Source organism: Sinisalibacter aestuarii, from assembly GCF_027923545.1.
Taxonomy (GTDB): Bacteria; Pseudomonadota; Alphaproteobacteria; order Rhodobacterales; family Rhodobacteraceae; genus Sinisalibacter; species Sinisalibacter aestuarii.
The window spans coordinates 91,606-116,775 of the sequence record NZ_BROH01000010.1; the positions used below are offsets into that span (position 1 = coordinate 91,606).

General features: G+C 61.2%; 15 protein-coding genes and 1 pseudogene. 3 read left to right on the forward strand and 13 right to left on the reverse strand.

What is annotated here, in order from left to right; translation table 11 throughout:
• Positions 1–50 precede the first annotated feature (50 nt).
• The 5 genes from QMG28_RS15585 to bhcA all read right to left on the reverse strand — a co-directional run bounded on the left by QMG28_RS15585 (position 51) and on the right by bhcA (position 7,072).
• Positions 51–2,330 (reverse strand): NADP-dependent malic enzyme, encoded by a 2,280-nt coding sequence (locus tag QMG28_RS15585; protein WP_281843245.1) that lies wholly within the window; start codon positions 2,328–2,330, stop codon positions 51–53.
• A gap of 268 nt (positions 2,331–2,598) precedes the next feature.
• Positions 2,599–3,564: an iminosuccinate reductase BhcD gene (gene bhcD / locus QMG28_RS15590; RefSeq protein WP_281843246.1), complete on the reverse strand. Its 966-nt coding sequence runs from the start codon at positions 3,562–3,564 to the stop codon at positions 2,599–2,601.
• Positions 3,565–3,685: 121 nt separating this feature from the next.
• Positions 3,686–4,849, reverse strand: coding sequence for a 3-hydroxy-D-aspartate aldolase BhcC (gene bhcC / locus QMG28_RS15595; protein WP_281843247.1), 1,164 nt, complete (start codon positions 4,847–4,849; stop codon positions 3,686–3,688).
• Between the two features lie 64 nt (positions 4,850–4,913).
• Positions 4,914–5,882: a beta-hydroxyaspartate dehydratase BhcB gene (gene bhcB / locus QMG28_RS15600; protein WP_281843248.1), complete on the reverse strand. Its 969-nt coding sequence runs from the start codon at positions 5,880–5,882 to the stop codon at positions 4,914–4,916.
• Positions 5,879–7,072: an L-aspartate--glyoxylate aminotransferase BhcA gene (gene bhcA / locus QMG28_RS15605; RefSeq protein ID WP_281843249.1), complete on the reverse strand. Its 1,194-nt coding sequence runs from the start codon at positions 7,070–7,072 to the stop codon at positions 5,879–5,881. Before bhcA ends, bhcB begins: the two co-directional genes overlap by 4 nt.
• Positions 7,073–7,238: 166 nt before the next feature.
• Here bhcA and bhcR point away from each other — a divergent pair, with 166 nt between their 5' ends.
• Entirely contained in the window at positions 7,239–8,087 is an 849-nt protein-coding gene (gene bhcR / locus QMG28_RS15610) for an HTH-type transcriptional regulator BhcR (RefSeq protein ID WP_281843250.1), read from the forward strand.
• Positions 8,088–8,097: 10 nt separating this feature from the next.
• On the opposite strand, the gene QMG28_RS15615 is transcribed toward bhcR, so the two are convergent.
• The 5 genes from QMG28_RS15615 to gmd form a co-directional block, all read right to left on the reverse strand.
• Positions 8,098–8,937: a bifunctional allantoicase/(S)-ureidoglycine aminohydrolase gene (locus QMG28_RS15615; RefSeq protein ID WP_281843251.1), complete on the reverse strand. Its 840-nt coding sequence runs from the start codon at positions 8,935–8,937 to the stop codon at positions 8,098–8,100.
• A 173-nt stretch (positions 8,938–9,110) separates the two neighbouring features.
• Positions 9,111–11,276, reverse strand: coding sequence for a malate synthase G (locus tag QMG28_RS15620; protein ID WP_434784450.1), 2,166 nt, complete (start codon positions 11,274–11,276; stop codon positions 9,111–9,113).
• A gap of 343 nt (positions 11,277–11,619) precedes the next feature.
• The gene (locus tag QMG28_RS15625) at positions 11,620–13,830 is read right to left on the reverse strand and encodes a polyprenyl synthetase family protein (RefSeq protein ID WP_281843252.1); all 2,211 of its coding nucleotides are present in this window, start codon (positions 13,828–13,830) and stop codon (positions 11,620–11,622) included.
• Between the two features lie 325 nt (positions 13,831–14,155).
• Positions 14,156–15,091, reverse strand: coding sequence for a GDP-L-fucose synthase (gene fcl / locus QMG28_RS15630; protein ID WP_281843253.1), 936 nt, complete (start codon positions 15,089–15,091; stop codon positions 14,156–14,158).
• Positions 15,092–15,093: 2 nt separating this feature from the next.
• Positions 15,094–16,212, reverse strand: a complete 1,119-nt coding sequence (gmd, locus tag QMG28_RS15635) for a GDP-mannose 4,6-dehydratase (protein ID WP_281843254.1) — start codon at positions 16,210–16,212, stop codon at positions 15,094–15,096.
• A gap of 477 nt (positions 16,213–16,689) precedes the next feature.
• Between gmd and nusG the strand changes: the two genes are divergently transcribed.
• Positions 16,690–17,202 (forward strand): transcription termination/antitermination protein NusG, encoded by a 513-nt coding sequence (gene nusG / locus QMG28_RS15640; RefSeq protein WP_281843255.1) that lies wholly within the window; start codon positions 16,690–16,692, stop codon positions 17,200–17,202.
• Between the two features lie 10 nt (positions 17,203–17,212).
• Here nusG and QMG28_RS15645 read toward each other — a convergent pair.
• The 3 genes and pseudogenes from QMG28_RS15645 to QMG28_RS15655 form a co-directional block, all read right to left on the reverse strand.
• Positions 17,213–17,380 (reverse strand): annotated as a pseudogene (locus tag QMG28_RS15645) (transposase); the annotation flags it as partial.
• Positions 17,381–17,551: 171 nt separating this feature from the next.
• On the reverse strand, positions 17,552–18,310 hold the full coding sequence (locus QMG28_RS15650) for a glycosyltransferase family 2 protein (protein WP_281843256.1): 759 nt from the start codon (positions 18,308–18,310) through the stop codon (positions 17,552–17,554).
• Positions 18,311–18,876: 566 nt separating this feature from the next.
• On the reverse strand, positions 18,877–19,641 hold the full coding sequence (locus QMG28_RS15655) for a response regulator transcription factor (RefSeq protein WP_281843257.1): 765 nt from the start codon (positions 19,639–19,641) through the stop codon (positions 18,877–18,879).
• Positions 19,642–20,218: 577 nt separating this feature from the next.
• Between QMG28_RS15655 and QMG28_RS15660 the strand changes: the two genes are divergently transcribed.
• On the forward strand, positions 20,219–25,123 hold the full coding sequence (locus tag QMG28_RS15660; protein WP_281843258.1) for a peroxidase family protein: 4,905 nt from the start codon (positions 20,219–20,221) through the stop codon (positions 25,121–25,123).
• Positions 25,124–25,170: the final 47 nt, after the last annotated feature.

The window sequence follows — 25,170 nt, forward strand, 5'->3', positions numbered from 1 at the left end:
TTTCCTGCCATGGTGGTTGCTGTGCCCGGTCGATGCCCGCCACCGGCGCCCTAGCTGTAGCTGGCCACATCGGTCCCCGCCAAAGCCGCAATGTTGAGCAGGCCGCGCGGCGTGACACCCGGGGTCACGATATGGACCTGGTTGCCCATGCCCATCAGGATCGGGCCGACCTCCGTTCCACCCGCGGCACTCCGCAGCAGATTGCGCGCCGCCCCGGCCGCATCGGTATTTGCGTAGATCAGCACATTGGCCCGGCCCGACAGGCGATTGCCCGGCAGCAAATGCGCCCGCAACTCGGGATCAAGTGCGGCATCGGTATGCATCTCGCCCTCGTATTCGAAATCGCGCACGGTCGTGTCGAGGATCTCAAGCGCGCCGCGCATGACGCGGCCCGAGCGGCAATCGAGATTGCCGAATTGCGACCCCGAACACAGGGCGATCTTCGGTGAAATCCCGAACCGGCGCACATGCCGGGCCGCCGCGATCACGGTGCGCGCCAAGGTTTCCGGGCTCTGCTCTATATTCACATGCGTGTCGGCGACAAAAATCGGCCCATCGTCCAGCAGCATCAGCGACAGCGCCCCGGCGGGTGACAGCGCATCGCTCTGGAGCATCTGGGTGGCGTAGTTCAGATGCCAGAGATATTGCCCGAACGTGCCGCAGATCATGCTGTCGGCATCGCCCCGCCGCACCATCACCGCTGCAATCGCAGTGGTGTTGGTGCGCATGACCGCCTTGGCCAGATCGGGGGTAACACCCTTGCGGCGCATGGCATCGTGGTAGGTTTGCCAGTAATCGCGATAGCGCTCATCGCTTTCGGGATTCACGATTTCAAAGTCGCGCCCCGGCAGGATGCTCAGCCCGGCCCGGTCGAGCCGCTGCGCGATCACCTCGGGCCGCCCGACAAGGATCGGCTGGCCGGCCCCGTCTTCCACCATGGCCTGCGCCGCCCGCAACACGCGGTCGTCCTCGCCCTCGGCAAAGACGATCCGGCGGCGCGATTGCCGGGCCGCTTCGAAGACCCCGCGCATCACGAGGGACGATTTGAAAACCTGCGCTTCGAGGCCGTGGCGGTATTCCTCCAGGTCGATCTCGCGCCGGGCGACTCCGGTTTCGATCGCCGCACGCGCCACCGCCACCGCAATCGTCGGCAGCAGCCGGGGGTCGAAGGGCTTGGGGATGAGGTAATCCGGACCGAAGCTGAGGCGCTCGCCCTCATAGGCCGCACCAACTTCGGCGGAGGTGATCTGGCGGGCGAGCCCGGCAATCGCGTCGACGCAGGCAAGCTTCATCGCGTCGTTGATCTCGGTCGCCTCGACATCCAGCGCACCACGAAAGATGAAGGGGAAACACAAAACGTTGTTCACCTGATTGGGGTAATCCGACCGGCCCGTCGCGATCATCGCGCCAGGCGCGGCGGCGCGGGCCTCCTCGGGCATGATCTCGGGTGTGGGGTTGGCCAGCGCAAAGATGATCGGGCTGTCGGCCATGGCCGCCACCAGGGCAGCGGGCAGCGCACCCGGCCCCGACAGGCCGAGAAACATATCCGCCCCCTTCAGAGCGTCCTCAAGCACCGTCTCCGCCGAGGCCGTGGCAAAAACCATCTGCTCGGCGGCCAGGTCGCTGCGGCCGGGATGCAGCACGCCATCACGGTCGAATATGGTGATATTCTCCAGCGGCACGCCCATCTTGTGCAGCATCGTATGGCAGGCGATGCCCGCCGCCCCGGCCCCCAGACCGACGACGCGGATATCTTCGGGCCGCTTGCCGGCGATCCTGAGCGCGTTTTGCGCCGCCGCCGCGACGACGATGGCGGTGCCGTGCTGATCGTCATGAAATACAGGGATGTTCATGCGCTCGCGGCAGACCCGTTCAACAACGAAGCAATCGGGCGCCTTGATATCCTCAAGATTGATGGCCCCAAAGGTCGGCTCAAGCCGGCAGACCAGCTCGGCAAGGGCCACCGGGTCGGCCTCGTCGACTTCGAGGTCGAAACAGTCGATCCCGGCGAATTTCTTGAACAGAACGGCCTTGCCCTCCATCACCGGCTTCGAGGCCAGCGCGCCGATATTGCCAAGGCCAAGCACGGCGCTGCCGTTCGAGACCACTGCCACGAGGTTGCGCTTGGCGGTGAACCGGGTCGCGGCGCGCGGGTCGGCGGCAATCGCGGTGCAGGCCTCGGCCACGCCCGGCGAATAGGCGCGGGCAAGGTCGCGCCCCGTGGTCATCGGCTTGGTTGGCCGGATCTCCAGTTTGCCCGGGCGCGGAAACTCGTGATAGTCGAGCGCGGCCCGTTTTTCGACGTCTTTGCCAGACCTGTCATTCGCCATGTTCTGTCCTTCCGCTGCGCGGTCCTGCCCGCAGGGCAGCTTGTCGTTTCGGTCACGCGGGGCCGGGAACCCGCATTCATGCCATTCTGCCCGAAGCGGCGCGGCGCGCTGTCCGCAGCGATCCGTGCCCCCGGGGATAGAAAATCACCTCACCTCCGGGCGGGAGGCAGGATGGCGAACACCTGCCTCAGCAGGCGCGCAAGATCAATCAGTCCGGCTGCAAAAACGGCCCGCAGCCGCCCGGCGCCTCGGCACGGCAGCAGGGTCTTCAGATATCCACCTCGATGGCAACGCCCTTCGCAACCGCAAGCTCAACCACCGCCGCCGCCACGGCGAGATCCTGCAGGCCCACGCCGGTGCCGTCAAACAGCGTGATCTGGTCGCCAGACGTGCGCCCCGGATGGGTGGCGTTGATCACCGCGCCCAGTTCGGTCAGGTCCGCCTCGGCGATCAGCCCCTGGCCAACGGCATGCTGGGCCTCGCCAATGGTGACGGACTGCGCCACATCGTCGGTAAACACCGCGGCGCGGGCCAGCAGCCGGGGGTCCAGCTCCTGCTTGCCTCTGGTGTCCGTGCCCATGCAGGCGATATGGGTGCCGGGGCTGACCTGATCCGCCCCGAGGATCGCGGCGAAGGATGAGGTGATCGAGATGATCACATCCGCCTCCCGCATCCGGTCGAGGCCAACCGCCTCGAAGGGCAGGCCCGCCTCGCTGGCAATCTCCGCGAGCCTGGGCAGCATTTCCGGATGGAGGTTCCATCCGATGACCTTGTTGAAATCCCTCTGTTCAAGGGCAGCGCGCAGTTGAAAGCCCGCCTGATGGCCTGCCCCGATCATGCCGAGCACCTTCGCATCCTCACGCGCAAGATGCCTGATCGAAACCGACGACGCCGCCGCCGTGCGCAGGGCCGTCAGCAGATTGCCGCCCACCATCGCCGTCGGCCGGCCTGTATCCGGGTCGAACAGGAAGACGGTGGACTGATGATTGATCAGCCCGCGGGCTTGGAGATTGTGCGGCCAATATCCTCCGGCCTTCAGCCCAAGCGTCAGCCCCGCGCGGTCAAACCCGCTCTTGAACCCGTAAAGCGCCTCCTCGTGGCCCAGCGCTTCACGCACGACCGGGAAGTTATAGGCATCCCCCGCCGCCATCGCGGCAAAGACCTTCTCGACAGCGTCAAACGCCGCCGCGCGGGTCATCAGGGGCGCGATTTCGCGCTCGGGTACGATCAGCATGTTTTCCTCCAACAGAAATTCCCGCGCCCGCGCGCCGCAACCGGAAGGCAACAGGCGCAGAGGGCGGCTTTCCGGCGCCGGCAGGGCGGGGCCTTCCTGCCCCGTTCGCGGACCGGGCCGCTCAGAAGGCCTTGCCGCGGGCCGAAACCGGCCAAAGGGCTTCGACCTTGCCGTTCCGCACGCCGACATACCAGTCATGGACATTGGCGGTGGGGTCGCAATGGCCCGGCACCAGCCGCAGCTTCTCGCCCACTTTCAAGGCACCGTGCGGATCGGCGATCACGCCGTGCTCGTCGGAGCACTTGATATATTCCACATCGTCGCGGCCATGGATCACCGGCAAGCCGCTATCAATCGACTGCGCTTTCAGCCCGGCATCGCAGATCGCCTTGTCAGCCTTGGCGTGGCTCATCACCTGAGTGAGAATGAAAAAGGCGTTTTCCCACTCGCCCCGGTCGATGCGCTGGCCCTCTCGATCGAGGATGCGGCCATAATCGGCATCCATGAAGGCGTAGGAGCCGGCCTGAAGCTCATTGAACACGCCCGAATTGCTCTCGAAATAGTAAGAGCCGGTGCCGCCGCCCGAAACGAGTTCCGGCTTCAGCCCCACCGCTTCCAGCCCGGCCACCGCGTCCTTCACCATGCCGATGGCGATATCGAGCTTGGCCTTGCGGTCTTCATAAAGGTCGAGGTGCTGCATCGCCCCCTGATAGGCCTGAAGCCCCGAGAATTTCAGGTTGTCGGCAGTGTCGGTGGCCTGCGCGATCTTCACCACATCCTCGGTGGTGGTGACACCGCAGCGCCCTGCCCCGCAGTCAATCTCGACGAAAACCTCCAGCTCGGTGCCGTGCTTCTTCGCCGCCGCCGAAAGCTCGGTCACGTTGTCGATATCGTCAACGCAGACGATGAAGCGCGCGCCAAGCTTCGGCAGCCGGGCCAGACGGTCGATCTTCAGCGGATCGCGCACCTGATTGGAGACGAGAATGTCCTTGATGCCGCCACGCGCGAAAACCTCGGCTTCGGACACTTTCTGGCAACACACGCCCACCGCACCGCCCAAGCGCTCCTGCAGCTTCGCCACATCGACCGATTTGTGCATCTTGCCATGCACCCGGTGGCGCATCCCGTGCGCCTTCGCATAATCGCCCATCTTCCTGATGTTGCGCTCCAGCGCGTCGAGATCGAGCACCAGACAGGGGGTCTGAATGTCGGCCTCGTCCATGCCGATGGCGGCGGGGATGTCAAAACCGACCTCATATTGTTCGATATCTGCTGGTTTGTTCATTCGCGTTTCTCCTTGTTGGGGCGGGGTGAACCCCCACCCTGCGTGGTGGGTCGCAGGGCGGGCTTCAGCCCGCCATCCACGGCAATCTATCCAGATCGACATTGCCGCCGGTGACGATCACACCCACGCGCTTGCCCCGGAACACCTCCGGGTTCTTCAGGATGGTGGCGAGCGGCACGGCGCTTGACGGTTCCATCACCACGCGCAGATGTTTCCAGCTGAGCTTCATCGCATCGACAATCTCCTGTTCCGACGCGGTGAAGATCTCGCTGACATGGTTCGACACGAAATGCCAGGTGAGTTCCTTCAGCGGCACCAGCAGGCCGTCGGCGATGGTCTTGGGCGCGTCGTCGGCAATGATGTAGCCCGCCTTGAAGCTGCGACAGGCGTCGTCGGCCTGTTCGGGCTCGGCGGCGATGACCCGGGTTTCGGGCGCGAGCACCGACAGGGTCAGACAGGTGCCTGAGATCATCCCGCCACCGCCGATCGGGGCGACGACGATATCAAGCCCGTCCGTCTGCTCGATGAATTCCTTCGAACAGGTCCCCTGCCCGGCGATGACGCGCGGATCGTTATAGGGGTGCACGAAATCTCCCCCCGTCGCGGCCTGCACCCTGGCGAATGTTTCCTCGCGCGAGGTTGTCGAAGGTTCGCATTCGGTGATCTGGCCGCCATAGCGGCGCACCGTATCCTTTTTGGCCTGAGGCGCGGTATGGGGCATCACCACGTTGCAGGGAATGCCGCGCTTCATCGCGGCATAGGACAGGCAGGAGGCATGGTTGCCGGATGAATGCGTCGCCACGCCCTTTTTCGCCTGTGCCTCATCCAGCCCGAACACCGCATTGGCCGCGCCACGCACCTTGAACGCGCCCGGCTCCTGAAAGTTCTCGCATTTGAAGAACAGTTCGGCGCCGGTCAGCTCGTTGAGGTAGTCCGACCGGCGCACCGGCGTGCGCCGGATATACGGCCCGATGCGGTCATGCGCGGTCAGCATGTCGTCATAGGTCGGGATATGCATCGCCGCGTCTTTCATTCTGCCGCCACCCGCTGCGCCAGCACCGGGCTGGACCGATAGAAAAGCTGGGCGGCGGCCACGCCGGAGCCCGGGGCAATGCCGATCCCCAGATCGGCCATCGCCATTTCGGCGGTGGCGATGCCCGCGAGCGCCTGCGTCTCGGTGAGTTGGCCAAGATGACCGATGCGGAAGACCTTGCCGGCGACCGCGCCCAGCCCGGCGCCGTAGGAAACGCCGTAGCGCTTTTCGGCATGGGCGACGAAGGCGTTGCCGTCGATCCCCTCGGGCATGACGATGGCGGTCACGGTATCGGAATAGCTCTCTGGCGCCGTGGCGCAGAAGGGCAGGCCCCAGGCGCGCACCGCCTCGCGGACCCCTTCGGCGATATGGTGGTGGCGCGCGAAGACCGCGTCCAGCCCTTCGGCTTCGATCATGGCGATTGCCGCCTTGAGCCCGTTCAGCAGCCCGACCACCGGCGTGTAGGGGTAGCCGGAGGCCGGGTTCATCGCCAGCATGTCGCGGAAGTCGAAGTAGAAGCGCGGCAGGCGGGCCGTTTCCATCGCCGCGATGGCTTTGCGGCTCACCCCGACAACGGCCAGCCCCGCGGGCAGCATGAAGCCTTTCTGGCTGCCGGTGATGGCCACATCGACGCCCCAGTCATCCATGCGGAAATCCATCGACGCGATGGAGCTGACCCCGTCGACGAAAAGCAAGGCGGGATGGCCGGCCGCATCCATCGCCGCGCGCAGACCCCCGATATCGGAGCGCACGCCGGTAGCGGTTTCGTTATGGGTGCCGAGCACCGCCCTGATCTGATGTTCGGTATCGGCGGCGAGGATCGCGGCGAATTCCCCGACCGGCAAGGCCGCGCCCCACGGCGCCTCGACCACCTGCACCTCCAGCCCGTGGCGGCGGCACATATCAATCCATTTGCGGCTGAACATGCCGAAATCGGCGGCCAGCACCTTATCGCCGGGCGAGAGCGTGTTCGAGAGTGCCGCCTCCCAACCGCCGGTGCCGGAACCGGGGAAGATTATCGCCTCGCCCGTCTCGGTCTTGAGCACCCGCTTCACCCCGGCAAGCACCGGCGGCAGGATCTCCGCAAACAGCGACGAGCGATGGTCGATCGTCGGCATGTCGCAGGCTTTGCGCAGGCTTTCCGGGATGTTCGTCGGGCCCGGTATGAAAACGGGATTTTGGATGCTCATGAGACTCTCCTCGCGTCGTGCCCCCACGATATTGCCGTTCACGACCATATGAAATTTTTTTGAAAAATGCTTTCATAAATAAGATTTGTGGATATTTACCAGCATTGCCAGTGACTTACTTTTTTCATATTGTGAAATCGTGTTTCAGTTAAATGAGAAACTTCTTATGGATTTGCGAGATAATGCCAAACCCAAAGCCCGGAAGGCGCGTGGCCGACCGCGTGGGTGGGATGCAAAACCGGCCCAGAACACGATCAAGTCGCTCGACCGGGCGATGGAGGTTTTCGAGTTTCTCAGCGAAGCGCAGGGCAAGGCCCTGACGGCCATCGCCGAGGAGATGGCGCAATCGCCCGCCACAATCTACCGGATCCTGACAACGCTGGAGGGGCGGGGCCTTGTCGAATTCGATCAGGACGAGCAGCTTTGGCATATCGGCCCCCGGGCCTTTGTCATCGGCGCGCGGTTTCTGCGCCGCACGAGCCTGGTCGAGCGCGCCCGCCCGATCCTGCGAAAACTGATGGAAGACACCGGCGAAACGGCAAATCTCGGGTTTGAAAAGGAGGGCTCGGTTCTGTTCGTCAGCCAGGTCGAGACCCACGCGAATATTCGCGCCTTCTTTCCGCCCGGCACCCTGTCGCCGATGCATTCCTCAGGGATCGGCAAGGCGCTTCTCGCCGAGATGGATGGCGACCGCCTGAACCGCTTCCTCGACAGCGCGCCGCTGGACGCCTTCACCGACCGGACGATCACCAACCCCGCCGATCTGCGCGCCGATCTGGAGGCGGTGCGCCGGCGTGGCTATGCGATCGACAACGAAGAAAAAAACCCAGGTATGCGCTGCATCGCGGCACCGGTCTTCGATGTCGGTGGCGAGGCGGTGGCCGGGATATCGGTGTCTGGCCCGACCAGCCGGATCGGTTTGGACGAGTTGGCGCGCCTGAGCCGCCCCGTCATGGAAGCGGCGCGCGAGCTGACACTGGCCATCGGTGGCGCCGCCATGCCCGTGCGGGGCTGAGCCGCAGCGGCTACCGCGCGCCGCGCGATGGCGGGCGCAGGGCCATATGGCGGTTGACGTCTTTATAGAGAAGATAGCGGAACCTGCCCGGCCCACCTGCATAGCAGGCTTGCGGGCAGAAGGCGCGCAGCCACATGTAATCGCCCGCTTCGACCTCGACCCAATCGGTGTTGAGCCGGTAGACGGCTTTGCCTTCCAGCACGTAAAGCCCGTGTTCCATCACATGCGTCTCAAGAAACGGGATGACGGCCCCCGGCTCGAAGGTGACTACGGTGACATGCATGTCATGGCGCAGGTCGGCCGGATCGACAAAACGGGTCGTGGCCCATTTACCATCCGTGCCGGGCATCGGCGTTGGCGCGATGTCGTTCTCGTTAAGCACCAGCACATCCGGCGCATCCAGCCCCTCGACCGCCTCGTAAGCCTTGCGGATCCAGTGGAAGCGCAGCGGTTCGGTGCCGCGATTGAACAGCGTCCACTTCGCCTGCGGCGGCAGGTAGGCATAGCCGCCCGGCGTCATGTCATGCTCGGCGCCGTCCACACTCAGCCGTGCCGTGCCCTCGACAACGAAAAGCACCGCCTCGGCATCGGGGTCAGTTTCCGGCCGGTCCGACCCGCCCCCCGGCGCCACCTCCATGATATATTGCGAAAAGGTCTCGGCGAAGCCCGAGAGCGGGCGCGACAGAACCCAAAGGCGCGTGCCCTCCCAGAACGGCAGGAAGCTGGTCACGATATCGCGCATCGTCCCTTTCGGGATCACCGCATAGGCCTCGGTGAACACCGCGCGATCCGTCAGCAACTGGTTCTGGCCGGGATGGCCACCATGCGGGGCGTAATAGTCGGCGGTCATAAGTGCTCCTGCAAGCTCCGGAATTCTATCCGACTATCCGAATTAAGCCCCTCGCCCGCCACCCGGCAAGCCGCAACAGCTCTTTTCGAATGAATTTGAAAATGCCGGCAAGCCTTGCGACACCTCCCATGGAAAGCGGCGGGCCACGCCCAGCCGCCGCCCATCTTCGGGCATCACCTTTGCGCCTTCCATTCAAGCCGCCTGCGGTGAAGGATCGGCTCGGTATATCCAGAGGGCTGCGCGCGCCCCTGAAACACCAGATCGCTTGCCGCCCGGAACGCGATCCCGTCGAAATCCGGCGCCATCGGGCGATAGAACGGATCGCCGGCGTTCTGCCGGTCGACGATTTCGGCCATCCGCCTCATGATCTGCTCAACCTCGTCGGCGGTGACCACGCCGTGATACAGCCAGTTGGCGATGTGCTGGGCCGAGATGCGGCAGGTGGCGCGATCTTCCATCAGCCCGACATCGTTGATATCGGGCACCTTCGAGCAGCCCACGCCCTGGTCGATCCAGCGCACCACATAGCCGAGAATGCCCTGGGCATTGTTCTCGACCTCGCGGCGGATCTGGTCCTGCGTCCAGCGCCTGTAATCTGCGAGAGGGATATCGAGCAGCGCCTCGACATAGGCCCGGCGCCCGCCGCGCTTGAGCTGGGCCTGCACCGCGAGAACATCGACCTTGTGGTAATGCGTGGCATGAAGCGTTGCGGCTGTCGGGCTCGGAACCCAGGCGCAATTCGCCCCGGCGCGAGGATGCTCGATCTTCTGTTCGAGCATGGCCGCCATCTTGTCGGGCACCGCCCACATGCCTTTGCCGATCTGGGCCTTGCCGGAAAACCCGCATTCCAGCCCGATATCCACATTCTGGTTCTCGTAAGCCTGGATCCATCCCTTGCGCTTGATGAAATCCTTCCGGCTGAAGGGGCCCGCCTCCATCGAGGTGTGAATCTCGTCGCCGGTCCTGTCGAGGAACCCGGTATTGATGAAGCAGACCCGCTGCCTGGCCGCGCGAATGCATTCCTTGAGGTTCACGCTGGTGCGGCGCTCTTCATCCATGATGCCCAGCTTCACGGTGTTTTCCGGCAGGCCAAGAACCCCTTCGACATGAGCGAAGACCTCGGAAGCAAAGGCCACTTCCTCCGGCCCGTGCATCTTGGGTTTGACCACGTAGACCGATCCGGTTTCGGAATTTCTCAGACCGGCATCCTTGCTCAGATCGTGCATGGCGATCAGGCTCGTCACCATCGCATCCATCAGACCTTCAAACACCTCCCGCCCCTCGCGGTCCAGGACCGCCGGATTGGTCATCAGGTGGCCCACATTGCGCACCAGCATCAGCGCGCGGCCCTTGACCGAAAGCCGTGACCCGTCGGGAGCGGTGTAATCACGGTCCGCGTTCAGGCTGCGGGTGATCAGGCTGTCGCCTTTCCTGAAGGTCTCGGCAAGATCGCCGCGCATCAATCCGAGCCAGTTGCGGTAGGCAAGAACCTTGTCCTCGGCATCGACGCAGGCAACGGAATCCTCGCAATCCATGATTGCCGACATCGCCGATTCCATCACCACATCGGCAAGCCCGCTGCTGCTGAGCTTGCCGGTCGGGGCATCGGGATCGAAGACCAGCTCGACATGCAGACCGTTATTGCGCAGCAGGATCGAGGACGGGCGCTCTGGCGCGCCACAGTAGCCCGCCAGCTTGTCCGGCTCGTTCAGCGAGGCGCCGTCGACCCGAAGCTGGCCGTCGACGATCGTGTAGGACTGGGCCTTGCCATGGCTTGTATCGGTGAGCGTGAACACCTCATCGAGAAAGACCGCCGTGCGCGCAACCGTGCGGGCGCCCCGCCCTTCGTCAAAGCCCGCATTCGGCACCGGCCGCCCCATCGCATCGGTGCCATAGAGGCAATCGTAGAGGCTGCCCCAACGCGCATTTGCCGCGTTCAGAACGAAACGCGCATTGGTGATGGGCACGACAAGCTGAGGCCCGGGGATCCGGGCGATCTCCGGATCGACGTTTTCGGTCTCGATCTCGAAATCGTCGCCTTCGGGCAGAAGATAGCCGATCTCTTCGAGAAAGGCCTTGTAGGCGGCGCGGTCATGCGGCTGCTGCCGCCGGGTCCGGTGCCAGTCGTCGATCCGCTCCTGGATCGTCTCACGCTTTTCCAACAGCGCGCGGTTGCGCGGGCCGAAGCCATGGACGAGTTCGGAAAAGCCCGCCCAGAACCGATCAGCCGAGACGCCCGTGCCGGGCAGGGCTTCGTCTTCGATGAACCGCGCGAGATCGGCCGAAACCGTCAGACCCTGACGCATGCACATATCGTTCTGTTCCGGTTCGCTGGGCATGATCTCTCCTCTCGCACGGCTCGCGCGCCCTTCGGGCGCAGCACGGCATGCCGTAGTATACCTTTGCGTCTTCAGTCGATTTCTACCCGAAACCGGGAAACCAGGTCACCCAAAATCCGACGCGCATTGTTCTGGAAACAACGGTGCAGCTTCAAATTTCTCCAAAGGATAGCACGTTGCGACGGGGAACACGTTTCTGTCGGCGGCAGCTCTTGCCGGGGGGGCACGGCCTGGCGAGCCAGATTAACCACGATTTGATCCAGACCCGTCAGCGAACCTATCGGCCCGCTCAATCCGGATATTCACGCCCGATCAAGAGAGCGCCGGTTGCGCATCGTGCCGTTCAGTTCGAACACGGTGGCAGGTCGGCAAACAAGCGGGTGAACATCAGCCGGATCATAGTTTTCGACACCGACGGCGGGACAAAGGCTGACAGCGCATCCCAGGCCGTATCAATCATCGCCCGCGCCTCGGTCCGGCAGGCATCGAGTGCGCCCGACTGCCGGATGATGTCGATGGCTTCGCGCAGCTGCGTCTCGCTTGTCTCATCGCCGGGCGTGGCGACGATTGCGAACAGACGCGCCCGGCCCGCAGGCGCCAGACGCTCAAGCGCGCGCAGGATCACATAGGTCAGCTTGCCGTGCCGGATATCTTCGCCGAGATCCTTGCCAAGCGCCGGATCGCTCTCGATGTTCCGCACGTCGTCCATGATCTGATAGGCAACGCCCGCCATCTCGCCGTAAGTCTCGCAGGCACTGCGCGTCGCGGCATCCGCCCGGGCGATGACGCAGACAATCGCACCGATTGCCCGGACCGGGGCTGCGGTTTTCAAGGCATAGGTTTGCAATGCCTTGTCCGCGTAGGCGCCCGGCGCCTCCAGCGCCACCTGTTCCCGGTCCCAGGCCGAAGCGAACAGATCCTGCGCCTGCCCTGCATGCGCCCGCACGAACAGATCCATCATGATCCGGTAAATCTCTTCGCGCTGCGCGACATCGAGGGCGGGGTGATTTTCGAGCGCCTTGAGGGGCAGGAAGTAGAGCCAGTTACCTGTATTGATGGTTTCGGCCCGCCCATAGATCGTATGAATCGCCGGGCCGCCCCGGCGAAGGGAGGAATTGTCCTGAATGTCGTCGATCATCAGCGATCCGGCATGAACCAGCTCCGGGATCACCGTGACGGCTTGCTCATAGGGCGCCACATCTGCCCCAAGGGCGCGCAGCATCAAGACCCCGAAGACCGAGCGCCAATGTTTGCCGCCGCGATCCAGCAGCGCCCATGACGGCCCGCTCAGCATCGCGTTATGTGCGGCAATGTCATAGGGCCAGTGGGCCGGAGCGACGGTGTTCGACAGCCAGTCATTATCCAGAATCCTGGGCAGGAGCGCTTCGATATGGCCGTCGATGCGCGCGATCCACGCGGCCTGATTGGCCTCGAAACTCGACGGCATCGCATAGCCGAAAAGCTCAAGATGCCCCCGGCAGGATATCGGCCGCCCGGCAAACTGCCCATCGACACGGCCCGCGCCCTCCCAAACGGCCGTGAACCCGCCATAGACCGGGACTTCGCTGGTCACCGATGCGGCAGTGAAGGAGAAACGGGCATCGAAATCGGCGATCTCGAGGTTCCATGAGGTGGCATAGCGGGCGTGCGTGTCGGGGCTCGTCCAGAATGCCGTGGGTTCGATGGAAACGGCGCTGGCGCGCCGTGGACCCGGACCATCGCCGAGCAGGAACGCACTGACGTCGTGGATACGCCCCGTCTCGGGATCCTCGCCCCGCCACATCAGCAGGTGGCGGCGCTCATCCAGCGCGATGGCAAACCAGGCCCAGGATAATGTCTCGGTGCCATCGGCCCCCTGCGCGGGTTCGAGCCAGCCGCGCTCGCCCCATTGATGATCGAACCATGCCGCGCCGGTGACGGACAAGCCATCGACGGTGCCGGTCACCGTCATCCGCGGGCACGAGGCATAAGCCATGGTTCCGAAATTGTGGCCGCCGGAACAATCGGGATCCCAGAACCAGTCGACCGCCGGGGTGAGCGTGAAGGCGCAGGATGCGTTGCGTCCGGGCCATGGCAGGCGCAACTCGATCTGGCCGCTCTCGGACTGACGCAGCGAGATGCTTTCCCAGGCGATGTCGAGGCGATCCATGCGTTCCGATACCGGCGCACCCGACACCCGGACCGGCGCCGGCGGCCCAAAGCGCGCCAGCTCTTCGACATAGGCCCGCGCCATCGCTTCGGGCATTCCGCCCTCGATCAGCTTGTCGCGCGATTCCGCGTTGCCGAACCGGGTCATGCTCTCGGTGGCGAGGCTGATGTAATCGAGATCGGCAGCCCCCACGGCCCGCAGGGAGGCAAACAGCAGCCAACCGGTTTCACCAGTATCCTCCTGCGACGTGGCTCGCCCGAACATGACCATGAGATCATGGGCCCGCCCCTCCAGCATGAACTCGCCCTGAACGAACCACCATTCCGTCTTCACCTCCGGGTGCGGCGCAGCGTCATGGAAGGCGCAGGACACCGGCCCCGAACCGGAGACATGTTGCAGGTTCATGTTGGCCCTTTCTCACGGCGACTGGTGGAGAACACCCTAGGCCATTTGTTAGCACTCATACACCATTTCGCAACGATGGGGTTGGTGCATGGGCCGGGAAGGGCTGTTGATCTGAACGATCAGTCCCGGAATCCGGGGACGCACATCGCGAACAAAGCGATCTGGTCCTGATATCCGGATATCGCAGTCGTATTCGAGGCTCCCGATCCCACTGACTGTCTTCAATCTGCTGCCAAAGCCAGTGGCATCCCAAAGGTTTGCGAGATGATTGTGCGGCCGTGATCGGCGGCTCCAGACATCGAAGATCGCATGTTCTTCACCCAGGTCACCAGCCGTTGGCGTCGACCGCAGCATAGGTCTCAGCGATCCCTTCTCGAAGGCTGCGGTGGTTGTTCCAACCCAAAGCGCGTAGTTTCGAACTGTCCATCAACTTTCGCGGGGCGCCATCAGGTTTCGATGGGTCGAATACGAGCTCGGCCCGGTAGCCCACCACCTCGGCGATAGTCTCGGCAAGCGCACGGATCGTCACCTCGACGCCAGAACCGACATTGATATGGTCATGGCCGGAATATTCTTTGAGCAAGAAGACCAGCGCGTCGGCAAGGTCGTCGGCATGCAGGAACTCCCGCAAGGGCGTGCCGCTGCCCCACAGTGTGACTGAACCCGCCCCCCGTTGCTTGGCCTCATGGAACTTACGCAACAGCGCGGGCAATACGTGGCTCGACTGCAAGTCATAATTGTCACCTGGACCATAGAGGTTTGTCGGCATCGCCGAGATCCAGTCGCGGTGGTACTGTTTTCGATAGGCTTGCGCCATCTTGATCCCGGCGATCTTTGCAATGGCATACCACTCATTGGTCGGTTCCAACGGGCCGGTCAGCAGGCTGTCTTCCGGGATCGGCTGCGGCGCGAGCTTGGGATAAATACACGACGACCCGAGAAACAGGAGACGTTCGACTTCGTTCGCATGAGCCGCCGCGAAGATATTCGTCTCGATTTGCAGGTTCTCGACAAGAAAATCTACCGGATGGGTATCGTTGGCGAGGATGCCGCCCACCTTGGCCGCAGCCATAATGATGGCATCCGGCTTCACCTCCGCCATCCAGTCACCAACCTCGGTCTGTCGCGTCAAGTCAATAACGTCTCGTCCAGCACGAATGACCGCGCAGTCCTCGGAAGCGAGCCGGCGCACCACGGCGCCACCCACCATACCACGATGCCCCGCAACCCAAACACGCTTGCCTTTGAGATCATAGGACATCGCTAACCTTCCACGCTCACCGGCAGTTCGAGCCCGTGAGCCCTGAGCAGTGCATGCCTCTTGGCCGTCTTGAGGTCCTCTGCAACCATCTCAGCACACATCTCCTGTGCCGTGATTTCCGGCACCCATCCCAGTTTTTCCTTCGCCTTGCTCGGATCTCCCAACAAGGATTCAACTTCGGCCGGACGGAAATAGCGCGGATCAACCCGCACGATCACATCGCCCACCGATAGCGCGGGAGCATCACCCCCTGCGATCCCGGTTACCGTGCCAACCTCGTCCACACCCCCACCAGAAAACTCCAGTGTCAGGCCGAGTTCCGCTGCCGACCATGTGATGAACTCGCGCACAGAATACTGCTTGCCCGTGGCAATGACGAAGTCCTCAGGCGCATCCTGCTGCAGCATCATCCATTGCATGCGCACGTAGTCTTTCGCGTGGCCCCAGTCACGCAGCGCGCCGATGTTGCCCATGTAGAGACAGGGCTCAAGCCCCTGAGCGATATTCGCAAGCCCGCGGGTGATCTTGCGGGTGACAAAAGTCTCCCCCCGGCGAGGGCTCTCGTGGTTGAAAAGGATTCCGTTGCAGGCATACATGCCATAAGCCTCACGATAGTTTACCGCCATCCAGTAAGCGTAAAGCTTTGCCACCGCATAGGGGCTGCGGGGGTGGAAGGGCGTGGTCTCCCGTTGAGGGGTTTCCTGCGCAAGACCATAAAGCTCCGAGGTCGAGGCCTGATAGAAGCGCGTTTTTTCTTCCAACCCTAGAAAGCGGATCGCTTCGAGCAAGCGCAGAGTTCCGATCGCATCCACGTCAGCGGTATATTCCGGGGCTTCAAAACTCACAGCAACATGGCTTTGAGCTCCGAGATTATATACCTCGTCAGGCTCTGTTTCCCGCATAATTCGAATGAGATTCGAACTGTCGGTCAGATCGCCATAATGCAGAATGAATCGTGAGTTGTTGACATGAGGGTCCTGGTAAATGTGGTCCACACGTTGGGTATTGAATAGCGATGCTCGCCGCTTGATACCATGGACCTCATACCCCCTCTCAAGCAAAAACTCCGCCAGATAGGATCCGTCCTGCCCTGTGATACCCGTGATCAGCGCTTTCTTCATTTTCTGTCCCAACCCATCTCTACGCATTCTATCGCCCCAGGCTCCGAAGACATTGCAGGTAAATACTTGCTGATGGCCGGCCCAGGCTGCGTGGTCCAGTTCGAGTGTTAGTGCATGTTCTGCGTCGGGTCCATCTGGGTAGTGGTTTCCGGGACCGATGGGGGGCAATACGATCTGATAGGCAGACGTTTCGTGTTATTGCACCGTCACAAAAATTCTACCTGCATCCGCGCTCTTCGCCGGATGTCGAATATCTCACAGAATCCGGCCCCTATTCCGATCCGGCTTCGATTTGGGGGCGGCCGCGTGCCGAAGACTGCAATCAAGATGTAGGCATAGACGCATAAACACAAAACCGGATTGCCGCGACGGCATAGTCCTTTTCCGCGTGACATTGACCTTAGACGCATCACTTTTCTTGCGTTTTCCGGCGAGTTCGGTGCTGAATACGCTCAGACCTGAACCGAGTGAGCCGTGATGTCCGCGCAACCCCGCGAAGAAGACTGGTATCTCGCCCAGCTGAAGCCAAATGCGCTGCGGATTGCGGAGCGCAACCTGCACCGTCAGGGGTTTCGCACCTTCCTGCCGCAAGTCGAGGAGACGAAGCGGCGGGGCGGCAGGTTCGAGACGGCTCTGAAGCCTCTGTTTCCCGGCTACGTCTTCGTCGCGTTCGACGCCACGCTTGGCGGTTGGCGCGCCATCAATGCAACCCAGGGGATAACCCGCCTGGTCGGCTTGGGGCGCGGCCCGGTGGCGGTCCATCGCGGCATCATGGACGCGCTCCGCGCGCGCTGCGATGCGCAGGGCATATTACTGCCCGGCGAGAGATTGCGCGAAGGTCAGGGCGTGCGCATTACCGCCGGCCCGTTTGCAGACTTCGTGGCGACGATCGAGCGGATCACACCGGATCGGCGCGCCTGGGTTCTGCTTGAGCTGATGGGGCGCGAGACCAGGGTCGCGGTACCGACGGATGGGCTCCGGCCCGCATAGCCGTAACGCACAGCCGGCGCATCTCGCCGGGCAACAGACCGCCATACGTCTTCTTCGAGTTGAAGTACGTCGCCTAGCTGATTCCGGCCTTGCGGCAGATCTCCACGACCGGTGTGCCTTGCTCGCTCTGCTTCAGGATGAAGGCTTTCTGTACGTCGGTGACCTTCGATGCTTTCATGCGATTCCGCTCGTCTCCCAGCCTGGGCACTTAGCGGAAACCTCCAGTTTTAGACGATCCAGTTTGCACGGGCAGTGTGGCGGTCATGCACCTCGTAGTCCATTTCAAGGAGGAACTACACGAGGTAGGAACCGTCCTGTCCGGCTCTGCCGGTGACGAGCGCCCGTTCTGTCATGGAGCTTCTCGTTTACCTACGAATTGGCCAAGTTTTGAAAGGTTCTTCCAAGCGAGCGTTCCAATCCCGCCAGCGCCGTTTCGACGGATCGCGCGGTAGTCCTCGCGGCTTTTCTTGACGACTTGCGAAATCGAACGGTTCGAGGCCCCACCGACCCGCATCTTTACAAAGACCCGGGGCACATAAGTCAGTCTGATCCGTCCCAGCAAGATCCACCGCAGCATCGCATCGTAATCTGCGGCAATCCGGAAATCGGGGTCGTAGTTACCCCAGCGGTCGAATACCTCGCGCCTCAGATAAAGCGTAGGGTGAGGGGGCATCCAGCCGCGGCGGATTTTTCTGAGATCGAAAGGGCCCGCGCGCCATCGGCGAATGATCCTATTGGCGTCATCCCCCGACACATAGTCGAGGTCGCCGTAGACACCATCAACCATAGGATCCTCAAAAGCGCGGGCAACATCGGCAAGGATATCCGGAGCCGCAAAGGCGTCATCAGAATGCATGAGACCGATGATGTCACCGGTCGATCGGGAAATACCCCGGTTGATGGCATCGTAGATACCTCGATCGCGGGCATTTTCGAGATGAGTGTTGACCCTGGCTAGCCGCGAGACCACATCGAGCGTACCATCCGTCGATCCACCATCCTGAATGATGTGTTCGATTTCCACGCCCGCCTGTGCTTGGACAGACCTCATGGACGCCTCGATGGTCGAGACGCGATTGTAGACCGCTGTAACGATGGAAATCTTCACGTCAGTCGCCTGCTTGTGGGGGCGTCGGACAGGACGCACCTAGATAACACGCCAACTGCCAACATGCTTTGTCGAAGTCAAACACCTGATGCCTCGCATAAGAGCGGGTTTGTGACGCAGTATAGACTTGTGGCGGAGGGAAATTCAGCATTTTTCCCAACTACGTCTCAGACTTTGGCCTGAGGTCTTCGGAAGCACCTGCGAACGCGCGCAGCGGCACTCGACGTCCGTTTTTCCCATGCGACTTACTTGAAAGGTTCTCGCGCCTTGTTCACCAAAAACCGCCAAACACTTGTCTTCACAATATGCTTGGCGAATTTCCTTGTTTTCTTGGGAAGCAGACCCCGGAAATTATTAACTGGAAATCGCCTATCCGGGCCCGGCATGCCAAACCGAAAAAGAAATGTTCAGATGAAACGAAGACGAAGTATCACATCAAATACTCCTCGCGCGAAACGGAAGCGATACCCCGACAAGACTGTCATCGAGTTTCATGGCCCAATTTTCCACATAGTACGACGCTGAAATATGAACGCGGCGCTCCCAATTTTCAATTAGTCTCTAACTCAATAGGAAAATGCCAGGAGACTGATCGAGTCCGCCCACACCTGACTTGATGTAATCCCCAAGAGCCAAGTCAGCCGGTAGCCTCCGGGCACGGTCCGAAGCAACTTTCCGTTCGCGGAAATTTTCTTCCGAAGCCGGTGCATGTGAACTGCTACAACATTGGTGCCGGGATCAGCGCGGCAGCCAAATACTTCACGCTCGAGTGTCTGACGTGACACTGCCTGCGGATGTTTTTTTGCCAGGCAAACCAACATGTCGAGCTCTCGTTTGCTGAGTTGGACCCGACGTCCCTCCTTCAGCACCACCTTCTCTTCCGGCCAAACCTCGAGGCCATGCACTTCGATTGTGGATTCCTTGTCACGTTTGGTATGGGCAAGCCTCCAAAGGCGTTGAATTTTCGCATGGATTTCAGCACTGGGGCAATCCGAAGAGACAAAATTGTCGGCTCCTTGCACAAAAGCTTCCATGCGAATTTGTGGATCATTCCTGCGACCGTGGACGATGATTGGAATATGAGGCGATGCTTTCCGGAATTCCTGGAGTATACGCACTTCATGTTCCAGCGCATTCCAGCCCATCATCACAAACATCGAACATCCGGAAAACCGAAGCGGATTCTCCATATCGGCCGCACTCACAAATACCGGCACCACCTGACCCAGGTCTTGCACCGTATTGAGATAGTGTTCTGCCTCGACCTTTGTTGAAGAGTCTACGCCATAGACAACGACCGGGCTCACTTCCCGGCGCGAAAATGCACCCATCACTTCACCCCCCCCAGGGCTTTCAGTAACTTCTAACCCGGCGGCATGGCCGAGCAAACAAATGAAATAATCCGTATATACCGCACAAATTTCGGTAGGTTTCCATCTTAGGCACGGAGGTTCCACCCGTCAATTGTGAAGTTCCCGGCAGGATCACAGGAGCTCCGGCCGTGCCCATCTCCGCCCATCGAAGGTCCTACCCTTCGTAAAACCTATATTAAACAAGTTGTTACCGAGAGCATTCGCGCGAATCAAAACGTTACCCCACCTGGCGTTCACAGTTCGGAAACATCTTGTTTCTTACGTGTCTGTGCGCGCGCGAGTTGCATCCTCAGCATCATCGAGATCGTAGAAAAAGCCCGGTGATTATAGGTGGTTGGCCGCAAATACACCTTGTGGCCTTTATAGCCTGAAACCGGGGAAGTCCGGACGATCGGGTCCGAGATTACAGAAATCTTAATTTAGGCCCTTAGTCCAAGGCATGTAACTTTTGAACAGGCGAAAGTCCTAATTTTTCAGAATCCACATGTCGATGGTTGTTGGGGAACGACCGGGTGGAGCGCAAGGGGATACTATTATGACCGCAAATCTTACAATCAATGACCTGCTTTTCATGTTCGATCAGGTGAACGCCGGGGACACTCCGGCGCCCGGCGCCGACCCGCTGGCCCCGATTGGCATCAGGACGATCGACGGCTCGAACAATAACATCTCTGGCCTGCCGCTTGTGGATCAGTTCGGCAATATCGTGGACCCCTCGACGTTCGGGATGGTCGACCACGCCTTTGTGAACTGGTCGGATTCAACGAGCCCGCTCGCCTACGCCTCGACCGGTCCCATCGTGACCGACGGGTCAGAACGCCTGATCAGCAACTTGGTCGTCGACATGACCAATAACAACCCGGCCACCGACACTGCGCCGCTTCTCACGCAGGGCGACCGCTCAGTCGACCGGCTCCCGGAAAACAGCCTTTTCACATTCTTCGGTCAGTTCTTCGACCATGGGTTGGACTTCATCAGCCGTGGCGGCGACTCGCTCACGATCCCGACGCCGGACATGCCCGGTCCCGGGGTGATTCCGCTTAACCGCGGCGAAGTTGACGCGAACGGAAACACAATCAACCACACCGCGCCGTTCGTCGAACAGAGTCAGACTTATGGGTCCAAGGCGACGACGACGTTCTACCTCATGGAATACGACATGAACGGCGAGGCGACTGGCGAGCTCGTGCATGGCGTCGACGGAGGCATGGGGACTTGGGCGGACATCAAAGCGAATGCTTTGAAGTGGGCCCAGGCTCAAGCGACGGCAGCAGGCGTTACCCTTCCGACGGAGATGCTGACCGACGCCCATGTGCTCGACGTCCCTGATTGGACGATGTGGGATGTGGCGACTGGACAATTCCTGCCGGGCGCTGGCACCGGGCAGGCATTCCTTGCCGACATTGCGCATTTCGCGAATCCGGATGGCGGCAAGATCGCTGATGGTGACAACGTCATTAACACTATTCCGCCAGCTGCGAACGAATACGACAATGAACTCCTCGACGCGCACTACGTTTCCGGCGACCCGCGGGTCAATGAGAATGCTGCGCTCACGGCGATCCACCAGGCGTTCCACGGCGAACACACCCGCATCCTTCACATGATCGAAGACTGGATTTCCCAGCAGAACCAGCTCGATCCGACGTTCGCGGCGCAGTGGACCGGGGAGATGAAATTCCAAGCGACGAAGCTCGCCAACGAGATGCAATATCAGCATCTCGTGTTCGAGGAATTCGGTCGCCGGATGAGTCCGAACATCGATGCGTTCGCGCAATACGACATCAACATCAATCCGAACATCACGGAAGAATTCTCGCAGGCCGTCTATCGCCTTGGGCATTCGCAGCTCACTGATACCGTGAAGACGATGAACACGACCGGCGACGTTGTAGACCTGACTCTCGTGAACGCGTTTCTGAACCCCGAGATGTTCAACCAGTTCGGCGCCGGCGACTTCCTGAAAGGTGGCCAGTTCGAACAGGGCGCGCGGATCGACGAATTTGTCACCGATGCACTGCGGAACTTCCTGGTCGGTCTGCCACTCGACCTCGCCGCGATCAACATCGCCCGTGGCCGTGAGGTAGGGTTGCCGTCGCTGAACCAGCTGCGCGCTGATCTTTTCGCGCAGACTGGCGGTGAGGCGAGCCTGCGTCCCTATGAGAGTTGGGCTGATTTCGGTGGCAATCTTCTGAACGAGGGGTCGCTGGTCAACTTCATTGCTGCATACGGCACGCACGCAACCCTCGACACGGCTCGTGCAAGTGGAAACACCACGGCGATGCGCTCAGCCGCCCAAGATCTCATCGACAACGATGCGGCCTTCATGAATGAAGATGCTGCCACCTCCGGTGTCGACAATATCGATCTCTGGATCGGCGGCCTGGCCGAAAAGAAAGTCCCGCTCGGACTACTTGGCTCGACGTTTGACTTCGTTTTCGCTCAGCAGATGATCGCGCTCCAGAATGGCGACCGGTTCTACTACCTTGCGCGGATCGGTGGCAACCTACTCGCCGAGATTGAAGGTCAAACCCTTGCCGACCTGATGATGCGCAGCGGCGATGCTGTTCATCTGAATGGGGACGTGTTCGGCACACCAGATGATCTGGTGGAGATGGGCGCGACCGCCGCAGTTGATCTTCTGAAAACGCCTACACAAGCCAATTGGTACTATTCGGAGATTCTGGCCGGCACGCATTCTGACAACGTCATCGAAGGCGGTGCTGGCAACGACATGATCTACGGCGAAGGTGGCAATGACACGCTCTTCGGCGGAGAGAACGACGACCACGTCTATGGTGGCGCCGGCAACGACATTATCTGGGGCGACGCCGGCTTCGATAAGCTGCGCGGCGACGCCGGCGACGACGAGATCCACGGTGGCGCTGACGACGACATCATCAATGGCAACTCGGGCAATGATGTGTTGTTCGGCGATGCTGGCTTCGACGAGATCTTCGCCGGACCCGGCGATGACATCGTGCATGGCGGTGCCCAGGACGACGGGCTGCTTGGCCAAGAGGGTGATGACATCCTCTACGGCGATGCCGGCGACGACGGCCTCGACGGCGGCGACGGCGACGACATCCTGTTCGGCGGCTTCGGGGTCGACCGGCTCCAGGGCTTCGCGGGCGACGACATGTTGTTCGGCGGTGCCGGCGCGGACTCGTTCGACGGCGGCGTTGGCGGCTACGATATCGCCAACTACGAGGACTGGCTTGCTGATGCCGACCCGGGGATCATGACCGGCGTTCGCCTTACCATCAACATGCTGAATCCGGCGCTTTCGACCGGTGAAGCGTTGGGGGACACCTTCCTCGATATCGAAGAGCTCCGCGGTACGATCTGGGACGACATCATCGTCGGTGACGATATCGGCCTCATTCTCAACGGCAATGCCGGCAACGACCGGATCACCGGTGGTCTCGGTATCGACACCTTTATCGGCGGCGAAGGCGATGACCGGCTGATTGGTGACGGCCTTGGCCAGGACATCGCGCTGTTCCGAGGGTCCATTGACGACTTTACGTTTGGTTCCGGTTTGCCTGGTCAAACCACCGTCACTGACACTGCAGGAACGGAAGGTACCGATACTCTCACCGGTATCGAATGGGCGATGTTCGATGACGCGCTACTTGATATCAGTACTGGTGAGTTCGCGCCGCTCGTTAATCTTCCGAACACGGTTGAGAGGGTGCAGAACGGCACAACCATCATCGGCGAGCTTCAGCTAGATACGAACTTCGTCGACGGCACACCCGTGCCGGGTGTTGGCACCGTTGTGGGTGATCTCGATATCATTGACTCCGACGGTCCGAACGGTGCTGTTACGCTTGGACTTCTTGGCCCGGATGCCGCGCTCTTCGATATCGTTCCTGGCGGTGCCGGGAGCAGCGGGAACCAGCTGATCTTCATCGGTGGCGGCGTTGGAAGCTTCATCAACTATGAGGCGAAACAGTTCTACAACGTGACCGTGACCGCTGCCGACGCTTCTGGCGGATCGGAGTTCAACCTCAAGATCGTTGTCGACGACGTTAACGACAACGCGCCGGTGATGGTCGGGGCCAGCCGTGTGAACGTCACCGAAGTGACCTCACCGGTTGCGGCGATCTACTATGCCAACTCGACCGACTTGGATACCACGGGCGAAGAAATCACATACACGCTGGGAGGTGTCGACGCCGGGGCGTTCAATCTTTCGGCAAACGGCGAGCTTCATTTCGCAGATGTTCCATTGTTTGGTGCTCCGGTCGATACCGGCGGCGACAACGTCTATGACGTGACGATCACGGCGTCGGACGGCGTCAACTCGTCGGAAGCCAAGAACGTCGCAATCCATGTGACCGATACGGCGAACTTTGTTCTTGTGCCCGGCACGCCGGCAAGTGAAACACTGCTTGGGAGCTCCGCGGACAATCATATCACCGGCGAGGGTGGAAATGATCGTCTGTTCGGTAAGGGCGGCGCCAACTGGCTTGAGGGCGGAATTGGCAACGACCGTCTGTTTGGCGGCGGTGCGAATGACATCCTCAGCGGTGGAGACAACAATGACTTCCTGAGAGGCGGCGGCGGCGCAGATTTCATCGATGGTGGAAACGGTATCGACAGGGCATCCTGGAACGCCTCGTCGGAAGGCGTGACCGTCAACCTCGCGCTTGGTACCGGTGCCGGCGGCAGCGCCAGTGGGGACCTTATCACTAACGTCGAAGAGATGGAGGGCTCGGACTTTGCTGACAATCTCACCGGTGATGATGGTGACAACTGGATCGCCGGCCGAGGCGGAGCCGACACACTCGCCGGGGGTCTCGGAAATGACGTCATTTTCGGTAACGCAGGCAGCGACAACCTCCTGGGCGGGGACAATGATGACCTGCTGATCGGTGGCGCCGGAGCCGATACCCTCAATGGCGGTACGGGCCAGGACCGGGCCGAATATGTTCAATCTGGTGCGGCCGTTCAGGTTGACCTCGGGTCGGGCGTAGGTACCGGTGGCGATGCTGCGGGCGATATTCTGATCAGCATTGAGAACGTCAACGGCTCCAACTTCGCAGACACATTGACTGGCGACGGCAACGCAAACATCCTTCGTGGTCGCTCGGGAGACGATGTGTTGAACGGTGGCGCAGGTGATGACGTGATCAACGGCGAAAACGGCGTGGACACGATCAACGGCGGTGCCGACGACGACGTGCTCTATGGCGGCAACGACGCAGACACGTTTGTATTCGATCCGAATTGGGGGAACGATACCATTGTCGACTTCGAGGACGGCGTTGATCTGCTCGACTTCAGCGCTTTCGCCGGGCTGGATTTCAGCGGCTTGACGGTTGTGCCATCCGGTAGCGAAACCACAATCTCTATCACCGGCGACCCCTTGAACACGATCCTGGTGCAAGGTGGTGCAACCATTGACTCGTCCGACTTTATCTTCGCGATCTAGGAAGACTTTTTGACATCGGCGAATACATAGGTCGATTTGTGATTCGG

Excerpts from the sequence above, each read along its gene's own strand:
- QMG28_RS15660 (WP_281843258.1), top strand. The coding sequence starts at position 20,219 with ATGACCGCAAATCTTACAATCAATGACCTGCTTTTCATGTTCGATCAG.
- QMG28_RS15615 (WP_281843251.1), bottom strand. The coding sequence starts at position 8,937 with ATGACCGCCGACTATTACGCCCCGCATGGTGGCCATCCCGGCCAGAAC.
- QMG28_RS15585 (WP_281843245.1), bottom strand. The coding sequence starts at position 2,330 with ATGGCGAATGACAGGTCTGGCAAAGACGTCGAAAAACGGGCCGCGCTC.
- bhcB (WP_281843248.1), bottom strand. The coding sequence starts at position 5,882 with ATGAAAGACGCGGCGATGCATATCCCGACCTATGACGACATGCTGACC.
- bhcR (WP_281843250.1), top strand. The coding sequence starts at position 7,239 with ATGGATTTGCGAGATAATGCCAAACCCAAAGCCCGGAAGGCGCGTGGC.
- bhcD (WP_281843246.1), bottom strand. The coding sequence starts at position 3,564 with ATGCTGATCGTACCCGAGCGCGAAATCGCGCCCCTGATGACCCGCGCG.
- nusG (WP_281843255.1), top strand. The coding sequence starts at position 16,690 with ATGTCCGCGCAACCCCGCGAAGAAGACTGGTATCTCGCCCAGCTGAAG.
- bhcC (WP_281843247.1), bottom strand. The coding sequence starts at position 4,849 with ATGAACAAACCAGCAGATATCGAACAATATGAGGTCGGTTTTGACATC.
- bhcA (WP_281843249.1), bottom strand. The coding sequence starts at position 7,072 with ATGAGCATCCAAAATCCCGTTTTCATACCGGGCCCGACGAACATCCCG.
- QMG28_RS15655 (WP_281843257.1), bottom strand. The coding sequence starts at position 19,641 with ATGGGTGCATTTTCGCGCCGGGAAGTGAGCCCGGTCGTTGTCTATGGC.
- QMG28_RS15620 (WP_434784450.1), bottom strand. The coding sequence starts at position 11,276 with ATGCCCAGCGAACCGGAACAGAACGATATGTGCATGCGTCAGGGTCTG.
- gmd (WP_281843254.1), bottom strand. The coding sequence starts at position 16,212 with ATGAAGAAAGCGCTGATCACGGGTATCACAGGGCAGGACGGATCCTAT.
- fcl (WP_281843253.1), bottom strand. The coding sequence starts at position 15,091 with ATGTCCTATGATCTCAAAGGCAAGCGTGTTTGGGTTGCGGGGCATCGT.
- QMG28_RS15625 (WP_281843252.1), bottom strand. The coding sequence starts at position 13,830 with ATGAACCTGCAACATGTCTCCGGTTCGGGGCCGGTGTCCTGCGCCTTC.